Origin of the sequence: Pseudomonas anguilliseptica, assembly GCF_900105355.1 — a bacterium.
Taxonomy (GTDB): domain Bacteria; phylum Pseudomonadota; class Gammaproteobacteria; order Pseudomonadales; family Pseudomonadaceae; genus Aquipseudomonas; species Aquipseudomonas anguilliseptica.
Genome location: NZ_FNSC01000001.1, coordinates 4,665,127 through 4,684,930 on the forward strand (window position 1 = coordinate 4,665,127; position 19,804 = coordinate 4,684,930).

The 19,804-nt window shown below is 59.3% G+C and carries 16 protein-coding genes, 4 tRNA genes and 3 pseudogenes; 8 read left to right on the forward strand and 15 right to left on the reverse strand.

Translation table 11 applies throughout. The features are described from left to right. Positions 1-109: 109 nt before the first annotated feature. Together BLW24_RS22745 and cysB are read left to right on the forward strand one after the other, a co-directional pair. Positions 110-610: a universal stress protein gene (locus BLW24_RS22745; protein ID WP_090387140.1), complete on the forward strand. Its 501-nt coding sequence runs from the start codon at positions 110-112 to the stop codon at positions 608-610. Positions 611-722: 112 nt separating this feature from the next. Then, positions 723-1,697 carry an HTH-type transcriptional regulator CysB gene (gene cysB, locus BLW24_RS22750; RefSeq protein WP_090387143.1) on the forward strand — a complete coding sequence of 325 codons (975 nt, stop codon included), beginning with the start codon at positions 723-725 and terminating at the stop codon, positions 1,695-1,697. 136 nt (positions 1,698-1,833) lie between these two features. Here cysB and BLW24_RS22755 read toward each other — a convergent pair whose 3' ends face one another. Beyond that, entirely contained in the window at positions 1,834-2,715 is an 882-nt protein-coding gene (locus BLW24_RS22755) for a bile acid:sodium symporter family protein (protein WP_090387145.1), read from the reverse strand. A gap of 145 nt (positions 2,716-2,860) precedes the next feature. Then, a complete protein-coding gene (locus tag BLW24_RS22760) occupies positions 2,861-3,622 on the reverse strand; it encodes an SDR family oxidoreductase (protein ID WP_090387146.1) in 762 nt (253 codons plus the stop codon). A gap of 251 nt (positions 3,623-3,873) precedes the next feature. Here BLW24_RS22760 and BLW24_RS22765 point away from each other — a divergent pair, with 251 nt between their 5' ends. Both BLW24_RS22765 and BLW24_RS22770 read left to right on the forward strand, forming a co-directional pair. Next, positions 3,874-4,854, forward strand: a complete 981-nt coding sequence (locus BLW24_RS22765; protein ID WP_090378610.1) for an IS5 family transposase — start codon at positions 3,874-3,876, stop codon at positions 4,852-4,854. Positions 4,855-5,042: 188 nt separating this feature from the next. After that, entirely contained in the window at positions 5,043-6,050 is a 1,008-nt protein-coding gene (locus BLW24_RS22770) for an NADP-dependent oxidoreductase (RefSeq protein WP_090387148.1), read from the forward strand. Positions 6,051-6,137: 87 nt separating this feature from the next. Here the strand turns inward: BLW24_RS22770 and BLW24_RS22775 are convergent. The 6 genes and pseudogenes from BLW24_RS22775 to BLW24_RS22795 all read right to left on the reverse strand — a co-directional run bounded on the left by BLW24_RS22775 (position 6,138) and on the right by BLW24_RS22795 (position 12,902). Then, a pseudogene (locus tag BLW24_RS22775) lies at positions 6,138-9,193 on the reverse strand (efflux RND transporter permease subunit). Beyond that, positions 9,190-10,050, reverse strand: a complete 861-nt coding sequence (locus tag BLW24_RS22780) for an efflux RND transporter periplasmic adaptor subunit (protein WP_244161243.1) — start codon at positions 10,048-10,050, stop codon at positions 9,190-9,192. The pseudogene BLW24_RS22775 and the gene BLW24_RS22780 overlap by 4 nt, the downstream one beginning before the upstream one ends. Then, on the reverse strand, positions 10,001-10,222 hold the full coding sequence (locus BLW24_RS26715; protein WP_244161244.1) for a hypothetical protein: 222 nt from the start codon (positions 10,220-10,222) through the stop codon (positions 10,001-10,003). Before BLW24_RS26715 ends, BLW24_RS22780 begins: the two co-directional genes overlap by 50 nt. Positions 10,223-10,313: 91 nt before the next feature. Next, a complete protein-coding gene (locus BLW24_RS22785) occupies positions 10,314-11,093 on the reverse strand; it encodes an ABC transporter permease (RefSeq protein WP_090387851.1) in 780 nt (259 codons plus the stop codon). A gap of 11 nt (positions 11,094-11,104) precedes the next feature. After that, positions 11,105-12,037 (reverse strand): ABC transporter ATP-binding protein, encoded by a 933-nt coding sequence (locus tag BLW24_RS22790; RefSeq protein WP_090387852.1) that lies wholly within the window; start codon positions 12,035-12,037, stop codon positions 11,105-11,107. A gap of 205 nt (positions 12,038-12,242) precedes the next feature. Beyond that, on the reverse strand, positions 12,243-12,902 hold the full coding sequence (locus BLW24_RS22795) for a transglutaminase-like domain-containing protein (protein ID WP_090387150.1): 660 nt from the start codon (positions 12,900-12,902) through the stop codon (positions 12,243-12,245). A 290-nt stretch (positions 12,903-13,192) separates the two neighbouring features. Here BLW24_RS22795 and BLW24_RS22800 point away from each other — a divergent pair. Further along, positions 13,193-14,497, forward strand: a pseudogene (locus BLW24_RS22800) (acyl-CoA dehydrogenase domain-containing protein); the annotation flags it as partial. Between the two features lie 66 nt (positions 14,498-14,563). After that, positions 14,564-14,974 carry a PA2817 family protein gene (locus BLW24_RS22805; protein ID WP_090387152.1) on the forward strand — a complete coding sequence of 137 codons (411 nt, stop codon included), beginning with the start codon at positions 14,564-14,566 and terminating at the stop codon, positions 14,972-14,974. 126 nt (positions 14,975-15,100) lie between these two features. On the opposite strand, the gene BLW24_RS22810 is transcribed toward BLW24_RS22805, so the two are convergent. The 4 genes from BLW24_RS22810 to BLW24_RS22825 all read right to left on the reverse strand — a co-directional run bounded on the left by BLW24_RS22810 (position 15,101) and on the right by BLW24_RS22825 (position 15,507). Next, positions 15,101-15,176 (reverse strand) — tRNA-Gly (locus BLW24_RS22810). Positions 15,177-15,198: 22 nt separating this feature from the next. Then, a tRNA-Glu gene (locus tag BLW24_RS22815) sits at positions 15,199-15,274 on the reverse strand. A 43-nt stretch (positions 15,275-15,317) separates the two neighbouring features. Further along, positions 15,318-15,393: transfer RNA gene (locus tag BLW24_RS22820), tRNA-Gly, on the reverse strand. A 38-nt stretch (positions 15,394-15,431) separates the two neighbouring features. Continuing rightward, a tRNA-Glu gene (locus BLW24_RS22825) sits at positions 15,432-15,507 on the reverse strand. Between the two features lie 223 nt (positions 15,508-15,730). Here BLW24_RS22825 and BLW24_RS22830 point away from each other — a divergent pair. Continuing rightward, a complete protein-coding gene (locus BLW24_RS22830; RefSeq protein ID WP_090387154.1) occupies positions 15,731-16,498 on the forward strand; it encodes a hypothetical protein in 768 nt (255 codons plus the stop codon). 51 nt (positions 16,499-16,549) lie between these two features. Then, entirely contained in the window at positions 16,550-17,212 is a 663-nt protein-coding gene (locus tag BLW24_RS22835) for a glutathione S-transferase family protein (RefSeq protein ID WP_090387157.1), read from the forward strand. A 66-nt stretch (positions 17,213-17,278) separates the two neighbouring features. Here the strand turns inward: BLW24_RS22835 and BLW24_RS22840 are convergent. From BLW24_RS22840 to BLW24_RS22850, 3 genes and pseudogenes are all read right to left on the reverse strand, one after another. Further along, positions 17,279-17,761, reverse strand: a pseudogene (locus BLW24_RS22840) (GAF domain-containing protein). Beyond that, the gene (locus tag BLW24_RS22845; RefSeq protein WP_090387159.1) at positions 17,754-18,659 is read right to left on the reverse strand and encodes an ATP-binding protein; all 906 of its coding nucleotides are present in this window, start codon (positions 18,657-18,659) and stop codon (positions 17,754-17,756) included. The pseudogene BLW24_RS22840 and the gene BLW24_RS22845 overlap by 8 nt, the downstream one beginning before the upstream one ends. 122 nt (positions 18,660-18,781) lie before the next feature. Further along, positions 18,782-19,762 (reverse strand): IS5 family transposase, encoded by a 981-nt coding sequence (locus tag BLW24_RS22850; protein ID WP_090375570.1) that lies wholly within the window; start codon positions 19,760-19,762, stop codon positions 18,782-18,784. Positions 19,763-19,804 lie beyond the last annotated feature (42 nt).

Here is a 19,804-nt window from a genome sequence, read left to right on the forward strand (position 1 = left end):
TCTCCCTGCGTTATAACCATTCGTCCTCAAAACTTCGGCTTTCTTTGACTTATCGATGGCGCTGCTAAGCTCAGATCAGGCCCGCCAGTCAGGCAGTCAAGGAGGCCGCATGATTCGCTCGATTCTCTATGCCACTGATCTAGGCCTGTACGCCCCCTACATTCTGCAACACGCTCTGGCGCTCACCCGTTCCTTCAATGCCAGCCTGTATGTGGTGCACGCGGTGGAACCCATGGGCCTGTTTGCCGAGTCGGTGCTGCAAACCTATCTGGATGAAGAACGCCTCAAGGACCTGCGTGCCAACGGCCTGAGCACGGTGATGGCGAGCATCGAGCAGCGGGGGCTGGAGGGCTTTCGCGATGAGATCGGCGAAGCGCTGCATGATCTGGAGTTGATCAAGGCGGTACGCGTGGTACAGGGCGATCCACCGCTGGTGATACTCGATGAGGCGCAGCAACTCGGCGTGGATTTGCTGGTCCTAGGTAGCCACAGCCACGGCACCGATATGGATATTCCACTGGGGCGTACCGCCTCGCGCCTGGTGCAGTTGTCCGAAGTACCGGTGTACCTGGTGCCAATGCTTCAACACCGCAGCCGCGGTGACCTTTAAACAAGCGCTGCACTTTCTAATTTTTGGTCTAGATTTAATGCTTCAATCATCATTATGGTTATATAAAACGCCGGTAACCTGAACGGCTGTCTTTTTGCTTTGAGGGATTTCTATGAAGCTTCAGCAACTGCGCTACATCTGGGAAGTCGCGCATCACGACCTCAACGTTTCTGCCACGGCACAAAGCCTCTACACCTCGCAGCCCGGCATCAGCAAACAGATCCGCCTACTCGAAGACGAACTGGGGGTTGAAGTATTCGCCCGCAGCGGTAAGCACCTGACCCGCATCACCCCGGCCGGCGAGCGCATCATCAACACCGCCGGGGAAATCCTGCGCAAGGTCGAAAGCATCAAGCAGATCGCCCAGGAATTTTCCAACGAGAAGAAAGGCACCCTGTCGATTGCCACCACCCACACCCAGGCGCGTTATGCCCTGCCGCCGGTGATCAGTGCGTTCATCAAGCAATACCCGGACGTAGCCCTGCACATGCACCAGGGCACGCCGATGCAGATCGCCGAAATGGCCGCCGATGGCACCGTCGACTTCGCCATCGCCACCGAAGGTCTGGAGCTGTTCAACGATCTGATCATGATGCCCTGCTACCGCTGGAACCGCTGCGTAGTTGTGCCTCAGGGCCACCCGCTGACCAAACTGCCGAAGCTGACCCTGGAAGCCCTGGCCGAATACGCCATCGTTACCTACGTATTCGGCTTTACCGGCCGCTCAAAACTCGACGAGGCCTTCAGCCACCGCGACCTGACGCCGAAAGTGGTGTTTACCGCCGCCGACGCCGACGTGATCAAGACTTACGTACGCCTGGGTCTGGGCGTGGGCATCGTGGCCAAGATGGCGGTCGACCCCAAACTCGATCCGGATCTGGTGGTGCTGGATGCCGGCGAGCTGTTCGAAGCCAGCGTGACCAAAATCGGCTTCCGGCGCGGCATCTTCCTGCGCGGCTTTATGTGCGACTTTATCGAGAAGTTCGCCCCGCACCTGACCCGCGACATGATGGCCAAGGCCGTGCAATGCCACAGCAAGGTCGAGCTGGAAGAACTGTTCGAAGGCGTTGAACTGCCGCTGCACTGATCCAACCAGAAGACATAAAAAAGCCCGTCCAAGTGACGGGCTTTTTTATGGCCTGCCATCCATGGCGGCCACCCTACGGGCCATCGCTACGCGATGTTAAAAATGACTCCCGGTCATTTTTTATGCTCGGATATGCCTATTCGGTCGCCTTTAGCTCTTTGCCATGGGCGAAGTTCACCCACCAGCCAAAGGCCGCGGCGGTAAAGAACATGATGATGCTGTAGATCGCCGCCGGAATGGACATGGTCGCGTTGTTCAGCAGCATCGGGCTGAGTGCCAGGGCAATCGCCAGGGTGCCGTTGTGGATGCCAATTTCCATGCCGATGGCAATCGACTGGCGCTGGCTCAGCTTGCACAGGCGCGGCACCCAGTAGCCTACCGCCAGACTGATCAAGTTGAAGGCGAGCGCCGCCCCACCCACCAGCGGTGCGTAATCGACGAAGGTCTGCCAATCCTTGACCACCGCCAGGATGATGACCAACAGAAACAACGCGGAGATGATCTTTACCGGCTTTTCCATACGTGCGGCAAAGCCAGGGAAGCGGCTGCGTATCCAGATGCCGATGGCCACCGGGCCAAGCACGATGACAAACACCTGCACCACCTTGGTGAACTGCAACGGCAAGACCTGATCGCCTTCCATAAAGTAGGCCAGAGACAGGTTGACGATCAGCGGCATGGTCAGCACCGCAATCACCGAATTGACCGCCGTCAGGGTGATATTCAGCGCCACATCACCATGCGCCAAGTGGCTGTAGAGATTGGCCGTGGTGCCGCCAGGCGAGGCGGCCAGGAGCATCAGACCAACCGCAAGCGCCGGAGCCAGACCAAAGGCCTTGGCCAGGAAGAAACACACCAGTGGCAGCAGCAACAACTGGCAAGCCAGGCCGATCAGCACTGGTTTAGGGAATTTCACCACCCGGGCAAAATCCGCCAGGGTCAGCGACAAACCCAGGCCAAGCATGATGATGCCCAGAGCAATGGGCAGGAACAGAGTCAATAACGGATCAGCAGTCACGGCTTTTTACTCCTTGATCAAAGCGCAGGGCGATCTTGAACAGCGGCGTAGAACACTGCAGTGACTTTAGTGGCCAATCGTGTGAAAGAAATGGCGAGCTATAAAAAAAGCGCCCATATGGGCGCCTTTTTATTACTGAAGGAAATCAGATGGCGGTGGCGCCGCCATCTACCGCCAGCGCCTGGCCGGTGGTGAAGGCCGCGTTGTCACAGCACAGGTACAGTACAGCGGCGGCGATTTCCTCGACCTTGCCGATACGCCCGACCGGATGCATGCCGGCGACAAACTCGGCCTTCTTCGGATCAGACTCGGCGGCGCGGCGCCACATATCGGTGTCGATCACCGCCGGGCACACCGCGTTGACCCGCACCTTCTTCTTCGCATACTCGACTGCAGCCGACTTGGTCAGGCCGATCACGGCATGCTTGGACGCGGCATAGATACTCATCTTCGGCGCAGCGCCCAGGCCCGCCACCGACGCGGTGTTGACGATGGCGCCGCCACCTTGAGCCAGCAACAGCGGGATCTGGTGCTTCATGCACAGCCACACGCCTTTGACATTGACGCCCATGATGGCGTCGAACTCGCTTTCGCTGCCCTCAGCCAGCTTGCCCTTCTCGATCTCGATACCGGCGTTGTTGAAGGCATAATCCAGACGGCCGTAGGCGCCCAACGTACGCTCCATCAGCACCTTGACCTCGGCATCGCGGGTCACGTCGCAGCGCACGAACAGTGCATCGCCGCCGGCCTCACGGATCAGCGCCACAGTCGCCTCGCCGCCCGCCACATCGACGTCAGACACCACCACCTGCAGGCCTTCGTTGGCGAATGCCAGTGCAGTGGCACGACCAATACCCGCTGCACCGCCGGTGACCAGGGCAACCCGGCCGGAAAAGCTCAAGCTCATCTGCGTGTCCTCGCAAGGATTAAAAACTGCATTGAGTCTAATCAGCTCCATGGCTCCAAGGCAGCACTATCAAACTGCTGGTGATGACCTCATTGAAATGAGTGATTAACACCCCAGCACAGCTATCACTCGAATCGATTTACAAGCATTCGTCCCGCTGGCAAATCTTGCCCATCACGCAGCTAAGGAAACCCTGAAGAAGACTTCCTGAATTTGGCAAAATACCTGAACTCCACCCGCCGAGTTTTCCGATGAAGCAGATGACCTTCGCCGACGCCGAGTACGCCGGCAAGCGCAAGCAAACCCGCAAAGAGCTGTTCCTGATCGAGATGGATCAGGTTGTGCCGTGGAAGGGTTTGATTGCCTTGATCGAACCGCATTACCCCAAGGGTGAAGGCGGACGTCCAGCCTATCCGCTGATGGCGATGTTACGGGTTCATTTGATGCAGAACTGGTTCGGCTACAGCGACCCGGCGATGGAGGAGTCTCTGTACGAGACCACCATCCTGCGCCAGTTTGCGGGTCTGAGCCTGGAGCGCATTCCCGACGAAACCACCATCCTCAACTTCCGCCGATTGCTGGAGAAACACGAACTGGCTGCGGGCATCTTGGCCGTCATCAATGGCTATTTGGGTGACCGCGGTTTGTCATTGCGCCAAGGCACCATCGTCGATGCCACGCTGATCAATGCGCCGAGTTCGACCAAGAACAAGGACGGTAAGCGTGACCCGGAAATGCACCAGACCAAGAAGGGAAACCAGTATTACTTCGGCATGAAGGCGCACATCGGCGTCGATGACGAGTCGGGTTTAGTGCATAGCGTGGTCGGCACGGCAGCCAATGTTGCAGACGTTACTCAGGTCGACAAGCTGCTACACGGCAAAGAAAACATGGTGGGTGCCGACGCGGGTTACACCGGCGTAGAGAAGCGGCCAGAACATGAAGGCCGTGAAGTGATCTGGCAGATCGCAGCCCGCCGCAGTACGTACAACACGTTGAGTAAGCGCAGCGCGCTGTACAAAGCCAAGCGCAAGATCGAGAAGGCCAAGGCGCAAGTTCGCGCCAAGGTCGAGCACCCGTTCCGGGTGATCAAGCGTCAGTTCGGTTATGTGAAGACGCGTTTCCGTGGCCTGGCCAAAAACACCGCACAACTGGTAACGCTGTTCGCCCTGTCGAACCTGTGGATGGCCCGTCGACATTTGCTGACGAATGCAGGAGAGGTGCGCCTGTAATGTGGGAAATGACCGCTGCGAGGTGCTCGCGGCGGCCAGAAACACCGAAATGAGCGGATGACTTGATCGTTTTTGATCAGTTTTCCGCTTTCAAAATCAGCGGAGGCTGAAGTTGACCGGAAATACAGGGCTACTTCAGACCATCCCTAAGGGCTATCAACAGGCTTTCCGTTCAGTGAGTACCTGCCATGACTGCCCCACTCAATCGCCAGTTCCTGCTTGCCCAACGCCCGGTCGGCCTGCCCAGCCGAGAAACCTTCAGCTATGTAGAAACCAGCGTCGGCGAACCCGGTCCTGGGCAGATTCTGGTGAAGAACGCCTACCTGTCGCTGGACCCTGCCATGCGTGGCTGGATGAACGATGCCAAATCCTATATCCCGCCAGTCGGCATTGGCGAAGTGATGCGCGCCCTTGGCGTCGGTGAAGTGATCGCCTCGCAGCACCCGGACTTTGCCGTCGGTGATCATGTAAACGGCGCCCTCGGCGTGCAGGACTATTTCCTCGGTGAGCCCAAGGGCTTCTACAAGGTCGACCCCAAGCGCGCGCCGCTGCCGCTGTACCTCTCGGCACTGGGCATTACCGGGATGACCGCCTACTTCGCCCTGCTCGATGTCGGCGCGCCGAAAGCCGGTGAAACCGTGGTGATTTCCGGCGCAGCCGGCGCGGTCGGCAGCGTCGCCGGGCAGATCGCCAAGCTCAAGGGCTGCCGGGTGGTCGGCATCGCCGGCGGTGCGGACAAGTGCAAGTTCCTGGTTGGTGAGCTGGGCCTCGACGGTGCCATCGACTACAAGAACGAAGACGTGATCGCCGGTCTCAAGCGCGAATGCCCGAAAGGCGTGGATGTGTATTTCGACAACGTCGGCGGTGACATTCTCGATGCGGTGCCCACCCGTCTGGCCTTCAAGGCGCGAGTGATCATCTGCGGCGCGATCAGCCAGTACAACAACAAACAGGCGGTCAAAGGCCCGGCCAACTACCTCAATCTGCTGGTCAACAGCGCACGCATGGAAGGCATGGTGGTGATGACCTACGCCCCGCGCTTCGCCGAAGCGGCGCAGGAAATGGGTGGCTGGCTGGCCAGCGGCAAGCTGAAGTCCAAGGAAGATATCGTCGAGGGCCTGCAAACCTTCCCGGAAACCCTGCTGAAACTGTTCAGCGGCGAGAACTTCGGCAAGCTGGTGCTGAAGGTCGAGTAACACTTGTGGGAGGGGGCTTTAGCCGCGATGCCTCCTATCGCGGCTAAAGCGGAACGCCGCCCGGCCCCTCCCACAGGTTCATATGCTCTACGCCACAGCTGTCTCTAACGCATCCTGTCTAATCGGCCGCCAACGGCGCAGCAGCATATACAGAGTCGGGATCACAAAAAGAGTGAAGAAGGTGCCGACCAGCAGGCCACCGACGATCACCATACCAATCTGCTGACGGCTTTCCGCACCCGCGCCCGTGGCAATCGCCAGTGGCAAGGAACCCAGCACCATCGCACCGGTGGTCATCAGAATCGGCCGCAGGCGCTGCACCGACGCCTCGATCACCGCACCACGCAGTTCATGGCCCTGACGCAACAGCACGTTGGCAAACTCGACGATGAGGATGCCGTGCTTGGTAATCAGGCCGATCAGCGTCACCAGGCCGATCTGCGAGTAGATATTCAGGGTGTCGCCGAACAACGTCAGCGCCAGCAAGGCCCCGGCCATCGACAGCGGCACGCTGAACAGGATGATCAACGGGTCGGTAAAGCTTTCGAACTGCGCCGCCAGCACCAGGAAGATAAACGCCAGGGCCAGGGCGAAGATCAGCGCAATGCCGGCGCTGGATTCCTTGAAGTCCCGCGAAGTACCGGTGTAGTCGTACTGAGTCTCCGCCGGGAACACCGTGCGCGCCGTGCTTTCCAAATGTGCCAGGGCTTCACCCAGGGTGTAGCCGGAGCCGACGTTGGCACTTACCGTCACTGCACGCAGCTGGTTGAAGTGGTTGAGCTCGCGCGGCGCCACAGTCTCGCGCACCTCAATCAGGTTGGACAGCTGCACCATGCTCTCATCGCGGCCACGCACATAAACGCGGTCGAGATCCTGCGGGTTGCTGCGGTCCACGCCCTGCAACTGCACCAGCACGTCGTACTGCTCGCCGTTCTGCTTGAAGCGCGTCACCTGACGGCTGCCGAACAGACTTTCCAGGCTGCGGCCAATGGTTGCCACGTCAGTGCCCACAGCCACCGCCTGCTCGCGATTGACCGCTACCTTGAGCTGCGGCGCGTTGAGCTTGAGATCGCTGTCCAGGCTTTCCAGCCCCGGATAATCGCGTAGCGAATTAAGCAATTCATCGACATAACCCTGCAGCTCGCTGTACTCCATCGACGAGCGAATCACGAAGTTCACCGGCTGGTTACGCGCGCTTTGCCCAAGCGGCGGCCGGTTGACCGGGAAGGCCCGCACCCCGGCGATATCCTGCAGCTTGGGCAGTAACTCGTTGCGAATCTCGAACTGGCTGCGCGAACGGTCAGCCCAGTCTTCCAGCTTCATAAAGGAAATGCCCTGGGCCACCGTGGGGAAGCCGGCGATGACCATATAGCGGTTGGTCTCAGGGATGCTGGCGTAAGCGGCTTCGATCTCACGGGCATAACGCCCGGTGTAATTGATGGTGGCACCGTCCGGGCCGTTGAATACACCGATGATGGTGCCGGTGTCCTCGGTGGGTGCCAGCTCGGACTTAAGCCCGGAGAACAGCAGCACGCAGGCCGCCACCGTGAGCAACAGCACGCCTACCACCAGCCCCCAGGCACTCAGCGCCTTGGCTAGCAGGTGCTTGTAGCTGTAGGTCAGACCGTTGAGAAAATCCTCGATCAGGTTGTACACCCGGTTATGCCGCTCGCCGGCCTGATGCGGCTTGAGTAGCAGCGCGCACATCATCGGCGTCAGGGTCAGGGCGACAAAACCCGACACCAGCACCGCGCCGGCCAGGGTCCAGGCGAATTCGGTAAACAGCTTGCCCGTGGTGCCCTGCATAAAGCCGATGGGGGCAATTACCGCGGCCAGGGTCAGGGTCATGGCGATCACCGCAAAGGCAATTTCGCGACTGCCCTTGAGCGCCGCCTGCAGTGGCTGCATGCCCTCCTCGATATGCCGGTGGATGTTCTCCAGCATCACGATGGCATCGTCCACCACCAGACCGATGGCCAGCACCATGGCCAGCAGCGTCAGGGTATTGATGGTGAAACCCATCAGGCTCATCAGAGCAAATGCGCCGATCAGTGAAACCGGAATGGTCACCAGCGGAATGAGGGTAGCGCGTAGCGAACGTAGGAAGATAAAGATGATCAGGATGACCAGCCCCACTGCTTCCCAGATGGTGATAAACACGTTGTCGATCGACTCGCGGATAAACAGCGAGTTGTCGTTAGCTACCGCCATCTGCATGCCTTCTGGCAGAATTCGCGCACATCCGGCAAGGCCTCAGCCAGGCCATCGGAAATGTCCAGCGGATTGGCGGTGGCCTGCTTGATCATGCCCATCGACACGGCCGACTGGCCCTTGTAACGGACGATACTGCGCTCGTCCGCAGCGCCGATTTCGGCGTAACCGACATCCGCCAGGCGCAGCAGATAACCGCGTGAGTCGTCGAGGATCAGTTGATTGAACTGCTCCGGGATGTTCATGTCGGTTTCCGAGAGCACGGTGAATTCACGCTGCTGCGATTCGATGCGCCCGGCGGGAATCTCAACGTTCTGCCGACGCAGGGCGTCTTCCACGTCCTGCACGGTAAGGTTGTGCGCGGCGAGCTTTTCCGGGTCCAGCCAGATGCGCATGGCGAAGGTGCGCGCGCCGCGAATCTGCACTTCAGAAACGCCAGGGATGGTCTGCAGGCGATCCTTGATCACCCGCTCCAGCACATCGGTGATCTCCATGGCGCTGTAGAAGGCCAGCCAGATCACCGGCTGGGCATCGGCCTCGACCTTCTGCACGATGGGCTCGGCGATTTCATCCGGCAGCAGGCCGCGCACCCGGCCCAGGTGATCGCGTACATCGTTGGCGGCTTCATCGGAGTTACTGCCCAGGCGGAACTGCGCGGTGATCTGGGTGTTTTCCGAGCGGCTGATGGAGCTGACAAAATCCAGCCCGTCGATGCCCGACAGCACATCCTCGATCGGCTGGGCGACCTGCGATTCCATGATCTCCGGGCTGGCACCCGGGTAGGTGACATTGACCGTGACAATCGGCACATCGATATTCGGATACTCGCGCACGGCCAGTCGGTCATAGGCCATCAAACCGAGCAACACCACAATCAGCGACAGTACGGTGGCAAATACCGGCCGGCGGATGCAGATATCCGACAGGGTCATGGCGCTTGCTCCACCACCTTGGTGCGTACTGGCGCGCCGGCGCGAACCTTCTGCCAGCCAGCGCTGATCAGGGTTTCATCACCCTGCAGGCCTTCCAGCACCTCGACCTTACCAGCCAGGCGCTTGCCCAGCTTGAGCTCGCGCACTTCGACCTTGCCTGCCACCACCAGGTTGACCAGCAGCTTGTCGCCCACCGGCATGATGGCTTCTTCTGGAATCACCAGGGCATTCGGCCGCTCGGCGAGGATCACCGAAACCCGCACGAACTGCCCTGGGCTCAGGCGCCCATCGCTGTTGCTGATATGCGCGCGAATCGCCTGGCTGCGTCCGGCTTCATCCAGACGTGGGTTGATGGCGAAAATCTCACCGTTAAAGCGTTCGCCCGGGTAAGCATCCAGACTGACTTCAATAAGCTGCTTGAGGCGGATCTGGCTGACGGCTTTCTGCGGAATGCGGAAATCCACTTTGAGTGGATCAAGCACTTCCAGATTGACGATGTCCTGACCTTCGCTGAGGTAATCGCCGGGGCTGACGGCGCGTAAACCCAGCACGCCATCGTAGGGCGCAAGGATACGTGTCTTGTCCAGGCGTGCCTGGGAAAGCGCTAGGCTGGTTCGGGAGGCCTGCTGCTGAGCACTGGCTTCATCCAGCGCCTGAGCGTTACTGGCGCCGCGCTTGAACAGCATCTGCGCACGTTGAAAGTTCTTTTCCGCGAGGTTCAGGTTGGCCTGCGCCTGTGCCAGTTCGGCGCGGGCAATTGCATCATCCAGGCTGACCAGCAGCGCACCGGCTTCAACCCGCTGGCCTTCACGAAAATGCAGTTGCGCCACTCGCCCGGCAATTTCCGGACGGATCATCCACCGACTCGTCGGGGCGCAGCGAACTGAAAGTCACCAGTTCATCACGCACCAGGCTCCGCTCGGGCTTGACCACCTCAACCAGTGGCCCTTCATTGGCCTGCACCTGCCCACTGGCGAGCGAACACAACAGAACAGCTGTACCGAGCAGAGCAGGTACACGGGCAAACATATACAACCCCTAGTTCTTTGTAGAGGCCGAGTCTAACGGCCGAGCCGCACAGATCAGCCGTTAAAAATGTTTCCCGATATTGGCTGTCCGGTTACTGGCGCATGCCCCGACCGCTAACCAGCAAGCGGATGCACACGGCATACAGCACAGCGGTGGCAACCAACATAAAGGCGATGGCCACACCGATGCGGATATCGGAAACACCGAGAATGCCATAACGGAAAGCGTTGACCATATGCAGCACCGGGTTGGCCAGCGACACCGTCTGCCAGAACTGCGGCAACAGGCTGATCGAATAGAACACCCCGCCCAGGTAGGTCAGGGGAGTCAGCACAAAGGTCGGGATGATCGAAATATCATCAAAATTGCGCGCATACACGGCGTTGATAAAGCCGCCAAGGGAGAAGATGGTCGCCGTCAGCAGCACCACCAGCACCGTCACACCGAGGTGATGAACCTGCAAGTGAGTGAAGAACAGCGACAGCAAGGTGACGATAAACCCCACCGCCAGACCGCGCAGCACGCCACCGATCACGTAACCGGTGAGGATGATATGCGGCGACACAGGCGAGACCATCAACTCCTCGATGGAGCGCTGGAACTTGCTGCCGAAGAAGCTCGATACCACGTTGCCGTAGGAGTTGGTGATCACCGACATCATGATCAGCCCTGGCACGATGTACTCCATATAGGTGAAGCCACCCATGTCGCCGATCTGGCTGCCGATCAGGTTGCCGAAGATCACGAAGTACAGAACCATGGTGATTGCCGGCGGCAGCAGGGTCTGTGGCCAGATGCGGGTAAAACGGCGGATTTCGCGGTAGACGATGGTGCGCAGCGCGACCATGTTGGCGGTGAATTCGGAATTCAGATAAGCCGTGCTCATACCGCCACCTTCGCCAGATTCTTCTCGACCAGAGAGACAAACAGCTCCTCCAGACGGTTGGTTTTATTGCGCAAGCTGAGTACCTCGATGTTCTGCAAGGCCAGCTGGCGGAACAACTCGGTAATGCCCTGAGCCTTGTCCACCTGCACTTCCAGGATATGCCCGTCGAGCAGCTGCGCCGGGTAGCCAATCAGTTGCGGCGCGACCAGCAGCGACTCCTTGAGGTCGAGCAGGAAGGTTTCCACATGCAGCTTCTTCAGCAGGTCCTTCATGCTGGTGTTCTCGACAATCCGTCCGTGGTCGATGATGCCGATATTGCGGCACAGCTGTTCGGCCTCTTCCAGGTAGTGGGTGGTGAGAATGATGGTGATGCCCTGCTCGTTCAGGTCGGTGAGAAAGCTCCACATCGAGCGGCGCAGTTCGATGTCAACCCCGGCAGTCGGCTCATCGAGAATCAACAAACGCGGCTGATGCACCAGCGCGCGGGCGATCATCAAGCGGCGTTTCATCCCGCCGGACAGCTCGCGTGACGGCACATTGTGCTTGCCCCACAGGCCAAGCTGGTTGAGGTACTGCTCGGCGCGTTCCTTGGCGATTTTTGCCGGGATACCGTAGTAACCAGCCTGGGTTACGACGATGTCGAAGGCCTTTTCGAACTGGTTGAAATTGAACTCCTGCGGCACCACGCCCAAGCAGCGCTTGAGCGCCGAGGGCTGCTGGTCCAGGTCATGGCCGAACACATTGACCGTGCCGCTGCTTTTGGTCACCAGGGTGGACAGAATGCCAATGGTGGTGGATTTGCCGGCACCGTTGGGACCGAGCAAGGCGAAGAAATCACCTTCAGCCACTTCCAGGTCTATGCCGTGCAGCGCCTGGAAGCCGTTGCCATAGGTCTTGGTCAACTGGCGAATGGACAGAGCGGTACTCATAAAAATGCGCACACCTGATCAGATAAAAGAAATTCGAGAGGGCTGCGCCTACGCGCGAAGTGGCCCAAGTCTAGCGTCTGGAACCTCTCCACCACAGCATCTTTGCGCAAAACTGCCGCCCCCGCGACTGGGCAGCAGCCTACCAGCGCCAGGTGCAGATTAAACCCGGCAGTTGCCGATGGTGCTTATCAACCCTGTCGATAAATCATCCAGGCACGGCCTCAGCGGCGAAGTCGCCACTGATCAACAACGCGTCATCGGCAAACAGATGTGGGTAGCAAGCGGCCAGATGACCGAAGAACAGCTGCTCCGGCACATCGGCAAACTGGCCGTGGTCATGCAAGTATTCCATATAGCGTTCGCCCTGCTGATTGAACGGGTGAAATACGCTGTCACTCAGGCCATCGAACTCCAGCGGCGCCACCTTGAATACCCGACACAGCGCCAAATTGAACGCCGGCGTAGCCTTGACCCAACGGTCGTCGAGAAACAACTCGGTGTAGCCATGCATGGCGAACACTTCACTGCGGAGCATTTCCAGCAGCCGTGGAGTGGCCAGATGATTACGCACATCGGCCAGACCGATGCGCGCCGGGATACCGCAATGGCGGGCGCAGGCGGCGAGCAAAGTGGCCTTGGGCACGCAGTAACTCTCCCCTGCCTGCGATGCATGGCTGGCCTTCAGCGTGTCAGCGTCGCGGCTAAATACATAGGGGTTGTAGCGAATTTCATCACGTACCGCGTAGTACAGGCTGACGGCCTGTTCGCGCGGTTCTCGACTGGCGCCACGAAACTTTTCTGCGAACTCCACCAGCGCGGGGTGGTCACTATCGATGAAGCGGCCGGGCTCGAGGTATTCACGCATCGGGGTTTCTCCATAACTGAGAATCCAGTCTAACGACGCGGCTCCGGCCAATGTCACGACGATTCGGCCAAGCTCACCGCTCTTGTCGCCATCAATGACGACTACGCTCGTGATGGTGCGTACACACGCATTGTCATCATGGAGGATTCTGCATGCTCGCTCTCTGGTTACTCGCCCTGCTGCTCGGCACGGCTTTTCTCGCTCACCGGCGTACCGCTCCCCTACCCGCACTTGGCCTGGTGGCCGGCTTTCTGGTTTTGATGGGCATGTTCAGCCATGCCCCCGCCTGGCTGATGGGGCTGTTCTGGCTGTTTCTGCTGGCCGTGGGCTTGCCACTGCTGCTGCCCGAGCAACGCCGCAATCTGTTCACTGCGCCGCTGTTTGCCTTCGAAGGCATTCAGGAAGCCCTCGCGCGCATTGGCGGTAACGCCTGGCTGATGGACAGCGCACGTATCCTCACGGCCAATGCGGTGGATCTGGGCGAGAAGCCCTCGGTGCTCTCGGCCATTCTCAAGTACCACCTGACCGAACGCGGCCGCGAATGCATCAGCCACGCCATGGACGTACACGGCGGCAAAGGCATCGTCATGGGCCCGAACAACTACCTGGCCCGCTCGTGGCAAGGTGCGCCGATCTTTATCACCGTGGAGGGGGCCAATATCCTCTCGCGCAACCTGATGATCTTTGGTCAGGGCGCGATTCGCTGCCACCCCTACGTACTCAAGGAAATGGCCCTGGCCAGCCGCGAGGATCAGGACCAGGCACTGCAGGAGTTCGATGCACTGCTGCTGCATATCGGCTTTGCCGTCAGCAACGCCGCCAGCAGCCTGCTGCTCAGCCTCGGCTTTGGCGTTTTCAGCCAGGTACCTGGCGATCGCATCAGCCGCCCTTATTTCCGCGCACTCAACCGCTTGGCCGCGTCCTTTGCCCTACTCGCTGACACCAGCATGATGTTGCTCGGCGGCGAACTGAAACGCCGCGAACGCCTATCGGCGCGCCTGGGTGATGTACTCAGCCACCTGTACCTGGCTTCGGCGGCGCTCAAGCGCTACCACGACCTCGGTTACCCCGAGCATTCACAGCCCATGCTGCGCTGGGCTGTGGAGGAAAGCCTGGGCAAGGCCGAACAGGCGCTGGAAGAACTGCTCAGCAACTTCCCCAGCAAACTGCTCGGTTGCGCCCTGCGCCTGCTGGTACTGCCGCTGGGCCGCCGTCACAAAGGCCCAAGCGACAAACTGGACGCCGAAGTGGCTAGCATTATCGGCCGTAACAGCGGCGACCCCGCACTGGAGGAACTGCTCGAAGGCTGCTACCGCCCACAAGCTGAACAGGACCCCGTGGGGGCTCTGCAATATGCGATGAACCTGCTGCAGGACGTACAGGGCCTGCAGAAGAAACTGCACAAGGCCGTCAAGGCCGGCCAGGTACAGGAACTGCCAGGCCAAAGCCTGATCGATGCCGCGCTGACTGCTGGAGTGCTCAGCGCCGATGAAGCGCACAGCCTGCAACAGGCCGAAGCCGCACGCCGGGTGGTGATTGATGTCGACGACTTCGCCAAGGAGGAACTGACCTTGGGCTCCGGCAAGGTCCGTTAAACCGACGGGACAGCGGGCGACGCGAGCCTTATACTGGCGCGCCCGTTTTACCTACAGGATTGCCCCATGGCCAACACCCACATCGACCATCACCTCACTCTGCTGCAGCACCTGCGCACCATCCTGGTCGCCCTGGGCGAAGCCGAGCAGATTCTCGATGACAGCCACGCCATGTACCTGGAGCGCTACGACGAGCTGCTCAGCGACCTGCCGAGCGACCCGGAAGCCAGCCTCTACCTGGGCCAGGACCTGATCAGCCAGATATTCCAACGCTACCCGCAGATCGCCCACCTGGTACCGCGTGACCTGCTGTGGTTCTTCGGCGGTGATTGCCTGCACTTCATGCCGGACGAAGAAATCGAGATGTACCAGGCCCTCGAAGAACGCCGCTTCTACGCCGAAGAAAATGACGAGCCCTTCGACTGGAATCAGGAAAAACAGCTGCTGAGCATGCCCGCTCAGGGTGGCACACACTAAGCCACAGCCCAAAATAGAAAAGCCCGCACGGCATAACCGGCGGGCTTTTTTGTAGGCACTAAAAACAGCAGAAACGAAAACGCCGCTCAGTGAGCGGCGTTTTCGATGCTTTCTATCGAAAGAAAATGGAGCGGGAAACGAGACTCGAACTCGCGACCCCGACCTTGGCAAGGTCGTGCTCTACCAACTGAGCTATTCCCGCATACAACTTGGTACAACAAAAATGGCGTCCCCTAGGGGACTCGAACCCCTGTTACCGCCGTGAAAGGGCGGTGTCCTAGGCCACTAGACGAAGGGGACCTTGGAACTTTTCGGCTACCTGCCGGAGCAGATCACCTTAATTTGGAGCGGGAAACGAGACTCGAACTCGCGACCCCGACCTTGGCAAGGTCGTGCTCTACCAACTGAGCTATTCCCGCATACAACTTGGTTTTCAGCAGCACACTTCATAAAGAAGTGGCGTCCCCTAGGGGACTCGAACCCCTGTTACCGCCGTGAAAGGGCGGTGTCCTAGGCCACTAGACGAAGGGGACGCAGCCCGGAAACTACAACTTCTATCCGGCTCCTACACGTTTTGCCGTGAGGCATTGCGCTACGAAGTGGCGCGCATTCTATGGAGCCTTGAAAGGCCCGTCAACCTCTGTGTAAAAATTTTTATAAATCAACGACTTCAGCTGCGAATGTGAGGCAGCTCTATCAGCCTCCCGACTAAGGCACTACACTCGGACGAAAACTGGTGATCGAGAGGCTCCCCCCATGTCCCCACTCGTGATTACCATATTGATTGTTTCTGGCATCATCGCGTTGATCGCCATTGCCTACATCAATCATATGGTCGAGAACAACAAACTGGAGAAGGCGCGCATCAAGGCTGACCTCAATGATCGCCTGCGCCGCTGCACGGACCTCGCCGAAGCCCTCCCCGGACAGTTGATGACCCCGGCACTGAAGCTGATGCTCAGTCGCCTGCAATTGCACTTCAGTGAACGCATGCTGCCTTTGGAAAAGGGCAATAACGCCCTCAAGGCGCGTATTGAAGAACTGCGCAAACTGATCGCCCAAGGCGAATCGATTGCCGTAAGCAATCCGCCGCAACCCATCCTCAATGAAGCCAAAGCCAAGGAAGTGCGTTTTCAGCTGGAAAACCTTCATGGCCAACTGACCCGCTGCGCCAAAGACGGGATTATCCCGGCCAACGAGGCCAAGCAATGGCTCAAAGAAGTGCGCCATATGCTGACCCAGGTGCATATCGAATTTTTCGGTAACCTCGGCCAGCAGGCCTTGCAGCAGAACCAGCCAGGCCAGGCGCGCCTGGCGTTCGAGCGCGGCGTGCAATACCTGCGCAAACAACCCGACCCCACCCCTTACCAGAACGCCCTGAAGAAATTCGAAGAGCAACTAGCCCGCGCCAACGCCATGGTTCTTGAAAGCAGCAAGCCCGCCCCCGACCAACCCAGCGAACTGGACGCAGGCCTTGAATCTCTCGGCGATGACGAGTGGAAGAAGAAGAACATCTACGACTAACCCTGCCAGCGCGCGACTTGCGCGCTATCGCCCTGCCTACGAGTGCCGTGCATGAGCCTGACTGTTTATGGTGCCCCGCTGTCGCCCTTCGTCCGTAAGGTTCGCCTGTTTCTGGCTGAAAAGAACATGGACTATCAGCTGGAAATCATCCTGCCGTTCGGCCAGCCGACCTGGTATCGCGAGCTGAGCCCGCTAGGGCGTATTCCGGCCATGAGGGATGGCGATTTCACCCTCGCCGACTCCAGCGTGATCTGCCAATACCTGGACGACAAACACCCCGAGCGCCCCTCCCTGCTTGGACAGAGTGCCGAACAATGCGCGCGGGTACGTTGGCTGGAGAAGTATGCCGACTATGAACTGGCTCCGCTGTGCACCTTCAGTGTATTTCGCAACCGCGCACTGAAGCCCAGCATGGGCCAGAGCTGCGACGAAGCCGCAGTGCAGAAAGCCCTGCACGAAAAGCTGCCGGCGCATTTCGACTACCTGGAGCAGACCCTCGGCTCAGCCGACTATCTGGTCGGCGATAGCCTGACCCTGGCCGACCTGGCTCTGGCTTGCCAGCTGATCAATATGCAACATGGCGGCGAGCAACTAGATGCACAGCGCTGGCCCAACCTGAGTGCGCACTATGCGCGAATCACCGCGCGGGACTCGGTGCAGACTGTGTTGCCCGGCGAGCTGAAGATGCTCGCCAAGATGGCCGCCAAAGCCTGAGTAATCGCTGCCCCCAATAAAAAGCCCGGCAATTGCCGGGCTTTTTACCTTACGTTGATGAGCGGCTCAGCAATCCGTCAGCTCGACAAACACCTCAATCAGCCGCTCGATACCGGCCTGATCCGCTGCGCTAAACCGCGCCAGCGACGGACTGTCGAGATCCAGCACACCGAGCAAGCGGCCGTCCTTGAACAGCGGCACCACCAGCTCGCTATTGGATGCACTGTCGCAAGCGATATGCCCGGCAAAGGCATGCACATCATCGACTCGCTGGGTCTGCCCAGTCGCCGCAGCGGCGCCGCAGACACCGCGACCGAACGGAATCCGCACGCAGGCCACTTTACCCTGAAAAGGCCCAAGCACCAGTTCCTCGCCACGGGCCAGATAGAATCCCACCCAGTTCAGGTCGCTCAGCTCCTGAAACAGAAACGCCGAAAACTACGCTGCATTGGCAATAAAGTCGCGCTCCCCGGCCAACAGCGCCTGAAGTTGCGCCACCAGCAGTGGATAGCCGTCGAGCCCCTGCCCGCTTTGTTGTAGATCAATCATCGTGCTTGCTCAGTAGTTGCAGCCCCACCCAGTCGCGGGCGAATTGATAGGCGCAGCGCCCATTACTATTGCCACGCCCCAAGGCCCAGCGTATCGCAGCCTTTTCCAGCTCATCGTGCCACTGCCAAGCCAAGCCGGCCTGCGCGGCATGCACCCCGACCCAGTGGCGGACCACGTCGAGGAAATGCTCCTGAGTGAAAGGGTAGAACGACAGCCACAGGCCAAAGCGGTCGGACAGCGCAATCTTGTCTTCCACCGCCTCATTGGGATGCAGTTCACCATCGACTCGCTGCCAGTTTTCGTTGTCGCTCTGCTTCTCCGGCAGCAGATGGCGACGGTTGGAGGTGGCATACAGCAGCATATTGTCCGGCGCGCGCTCCAGGGAGCCATCGAGCACGGTTTTCAGCATGCGGTAATCGCCCTCGCCGGCCTCGAACGACAGGTCATCGCAGAACAGCACGAAACGCTGCGGTAGCTCGCTCAGCTGCTCGACAATTCGCGGCAGATCGGCCAGATGATCACGCTCGATCTCAACCAGGCGCAGCCCCGCTGCCGCATGCTCGGTCAATAATGCCCGCACCAGCGATGACTTACCCGTACCGCGCGCGCCCCAGAGCAACGCGTGGTTGGCCGGCAATTCCTGGATAAACTGCTGGGTATTGCGCGCCAACTGGGCACGCTGACGATCTACCCCGATCAGATCATCCAGACTCACATCCAGACTGACCTGCAGCGGCGCGAGAAAGCCGCTGCGGCCATCGCGCCGCCAACGTGCCGCCAGGCTCTGCTGCCAGTCGATAACCGGACGCTGTACCGGCAATAAGGGCTCTAAGCGGGCAAGTACAGCCTCAGCGCGCAACAAAAAATCACTTAAGGATGGTCTGAAGTAGCCCTGTATTTCCGGTCAACTTCAGCCTCCGCTGATTTTGAAAGCGGAAAACTGATCAAAAACGATCAAGTCATCCGCTCATTTCGGTGTTTCTGGCCGCCGCGAGCACCTCGCAGCGGTCATTTCCCACATTACAGGCGCACCTCTCCTGCATTCGTCAGCAAATGTCGACGGGCCATCCACAGGTTCGACAGGGCGAACAGCGTTACCAGTTGTGCGGTGTTTTTGGCCAGGCCACGGAAGCGCGTCTTCACATAACCGAACTGGCGCTTGATCACGCGAAACGGATGCTCGACCTTGGCGCGCACTTGGGCTTTGGCCTTCTCGATCTTGCGCTTGGCTTTGTATAACCCGCTGCGCTTATCGAGCTTCCTGTAGGTGCTGCGGCGTGCCGCCACCTGCCAGATTACCTTCCGACCTTCATGCTCCGGACGCTTTTCGACACCGGTGTAACCTGCGTCAGTACACACCACGTTTTCGTCGCCGTGCAGCAGTTTGTCTACCTGGGTGACATCCGCCACGTTGGCTGCCGTGCCTACTACGCTGTGCACCAGACCCGACTCGTCATCCACGCCGATGTGCGCCTTCATGCCGAAGTAGTACTGGTTGCCCTTCTTTGTTTGGTGCATTTCCGGATCGCGCTTACGGTCCTTGTTCTTGGTCGAACTCGGCGCATTGATCAACGTGGCATCGACGATGGTGCCCTGGCGCAGTGACAGACCACGGTCGCCCAGGTAGCCGTTAATCACGGCCAAGATGCCTGCAGCCAGCTCGTGTTTCTCCAGCAAGCGACGGAAGTTGAGGATGGTGGTTTCATCGGGAATGCGCTCCAGGCTTAAGCCGGCGAACTGGCGCAGGATGGTGGTCTCGTACAGCGTTTCCTCCATCGCCGGATCGCTGTAACCGAACCAGTTTTGCATCAGATGCACACGCAGCATCGCCATCAGCGCATAGGCGGGCCTGCCACCTTCGCCCTTCGGGTAGTGCGGATCGATCAGGGTGACCAATCCTTCCCACGGCACTACTCGATCCATCTCGATCAGGAACAACTCTTTGCGGGTCTGCTTGCGCTTGCCTGCGTACTCGGCGTCGGCGAAGGTCATCTGCTTCATCGGAAAACTCGACGGGTGGAATCCGGGTATTTTGCCAAAATC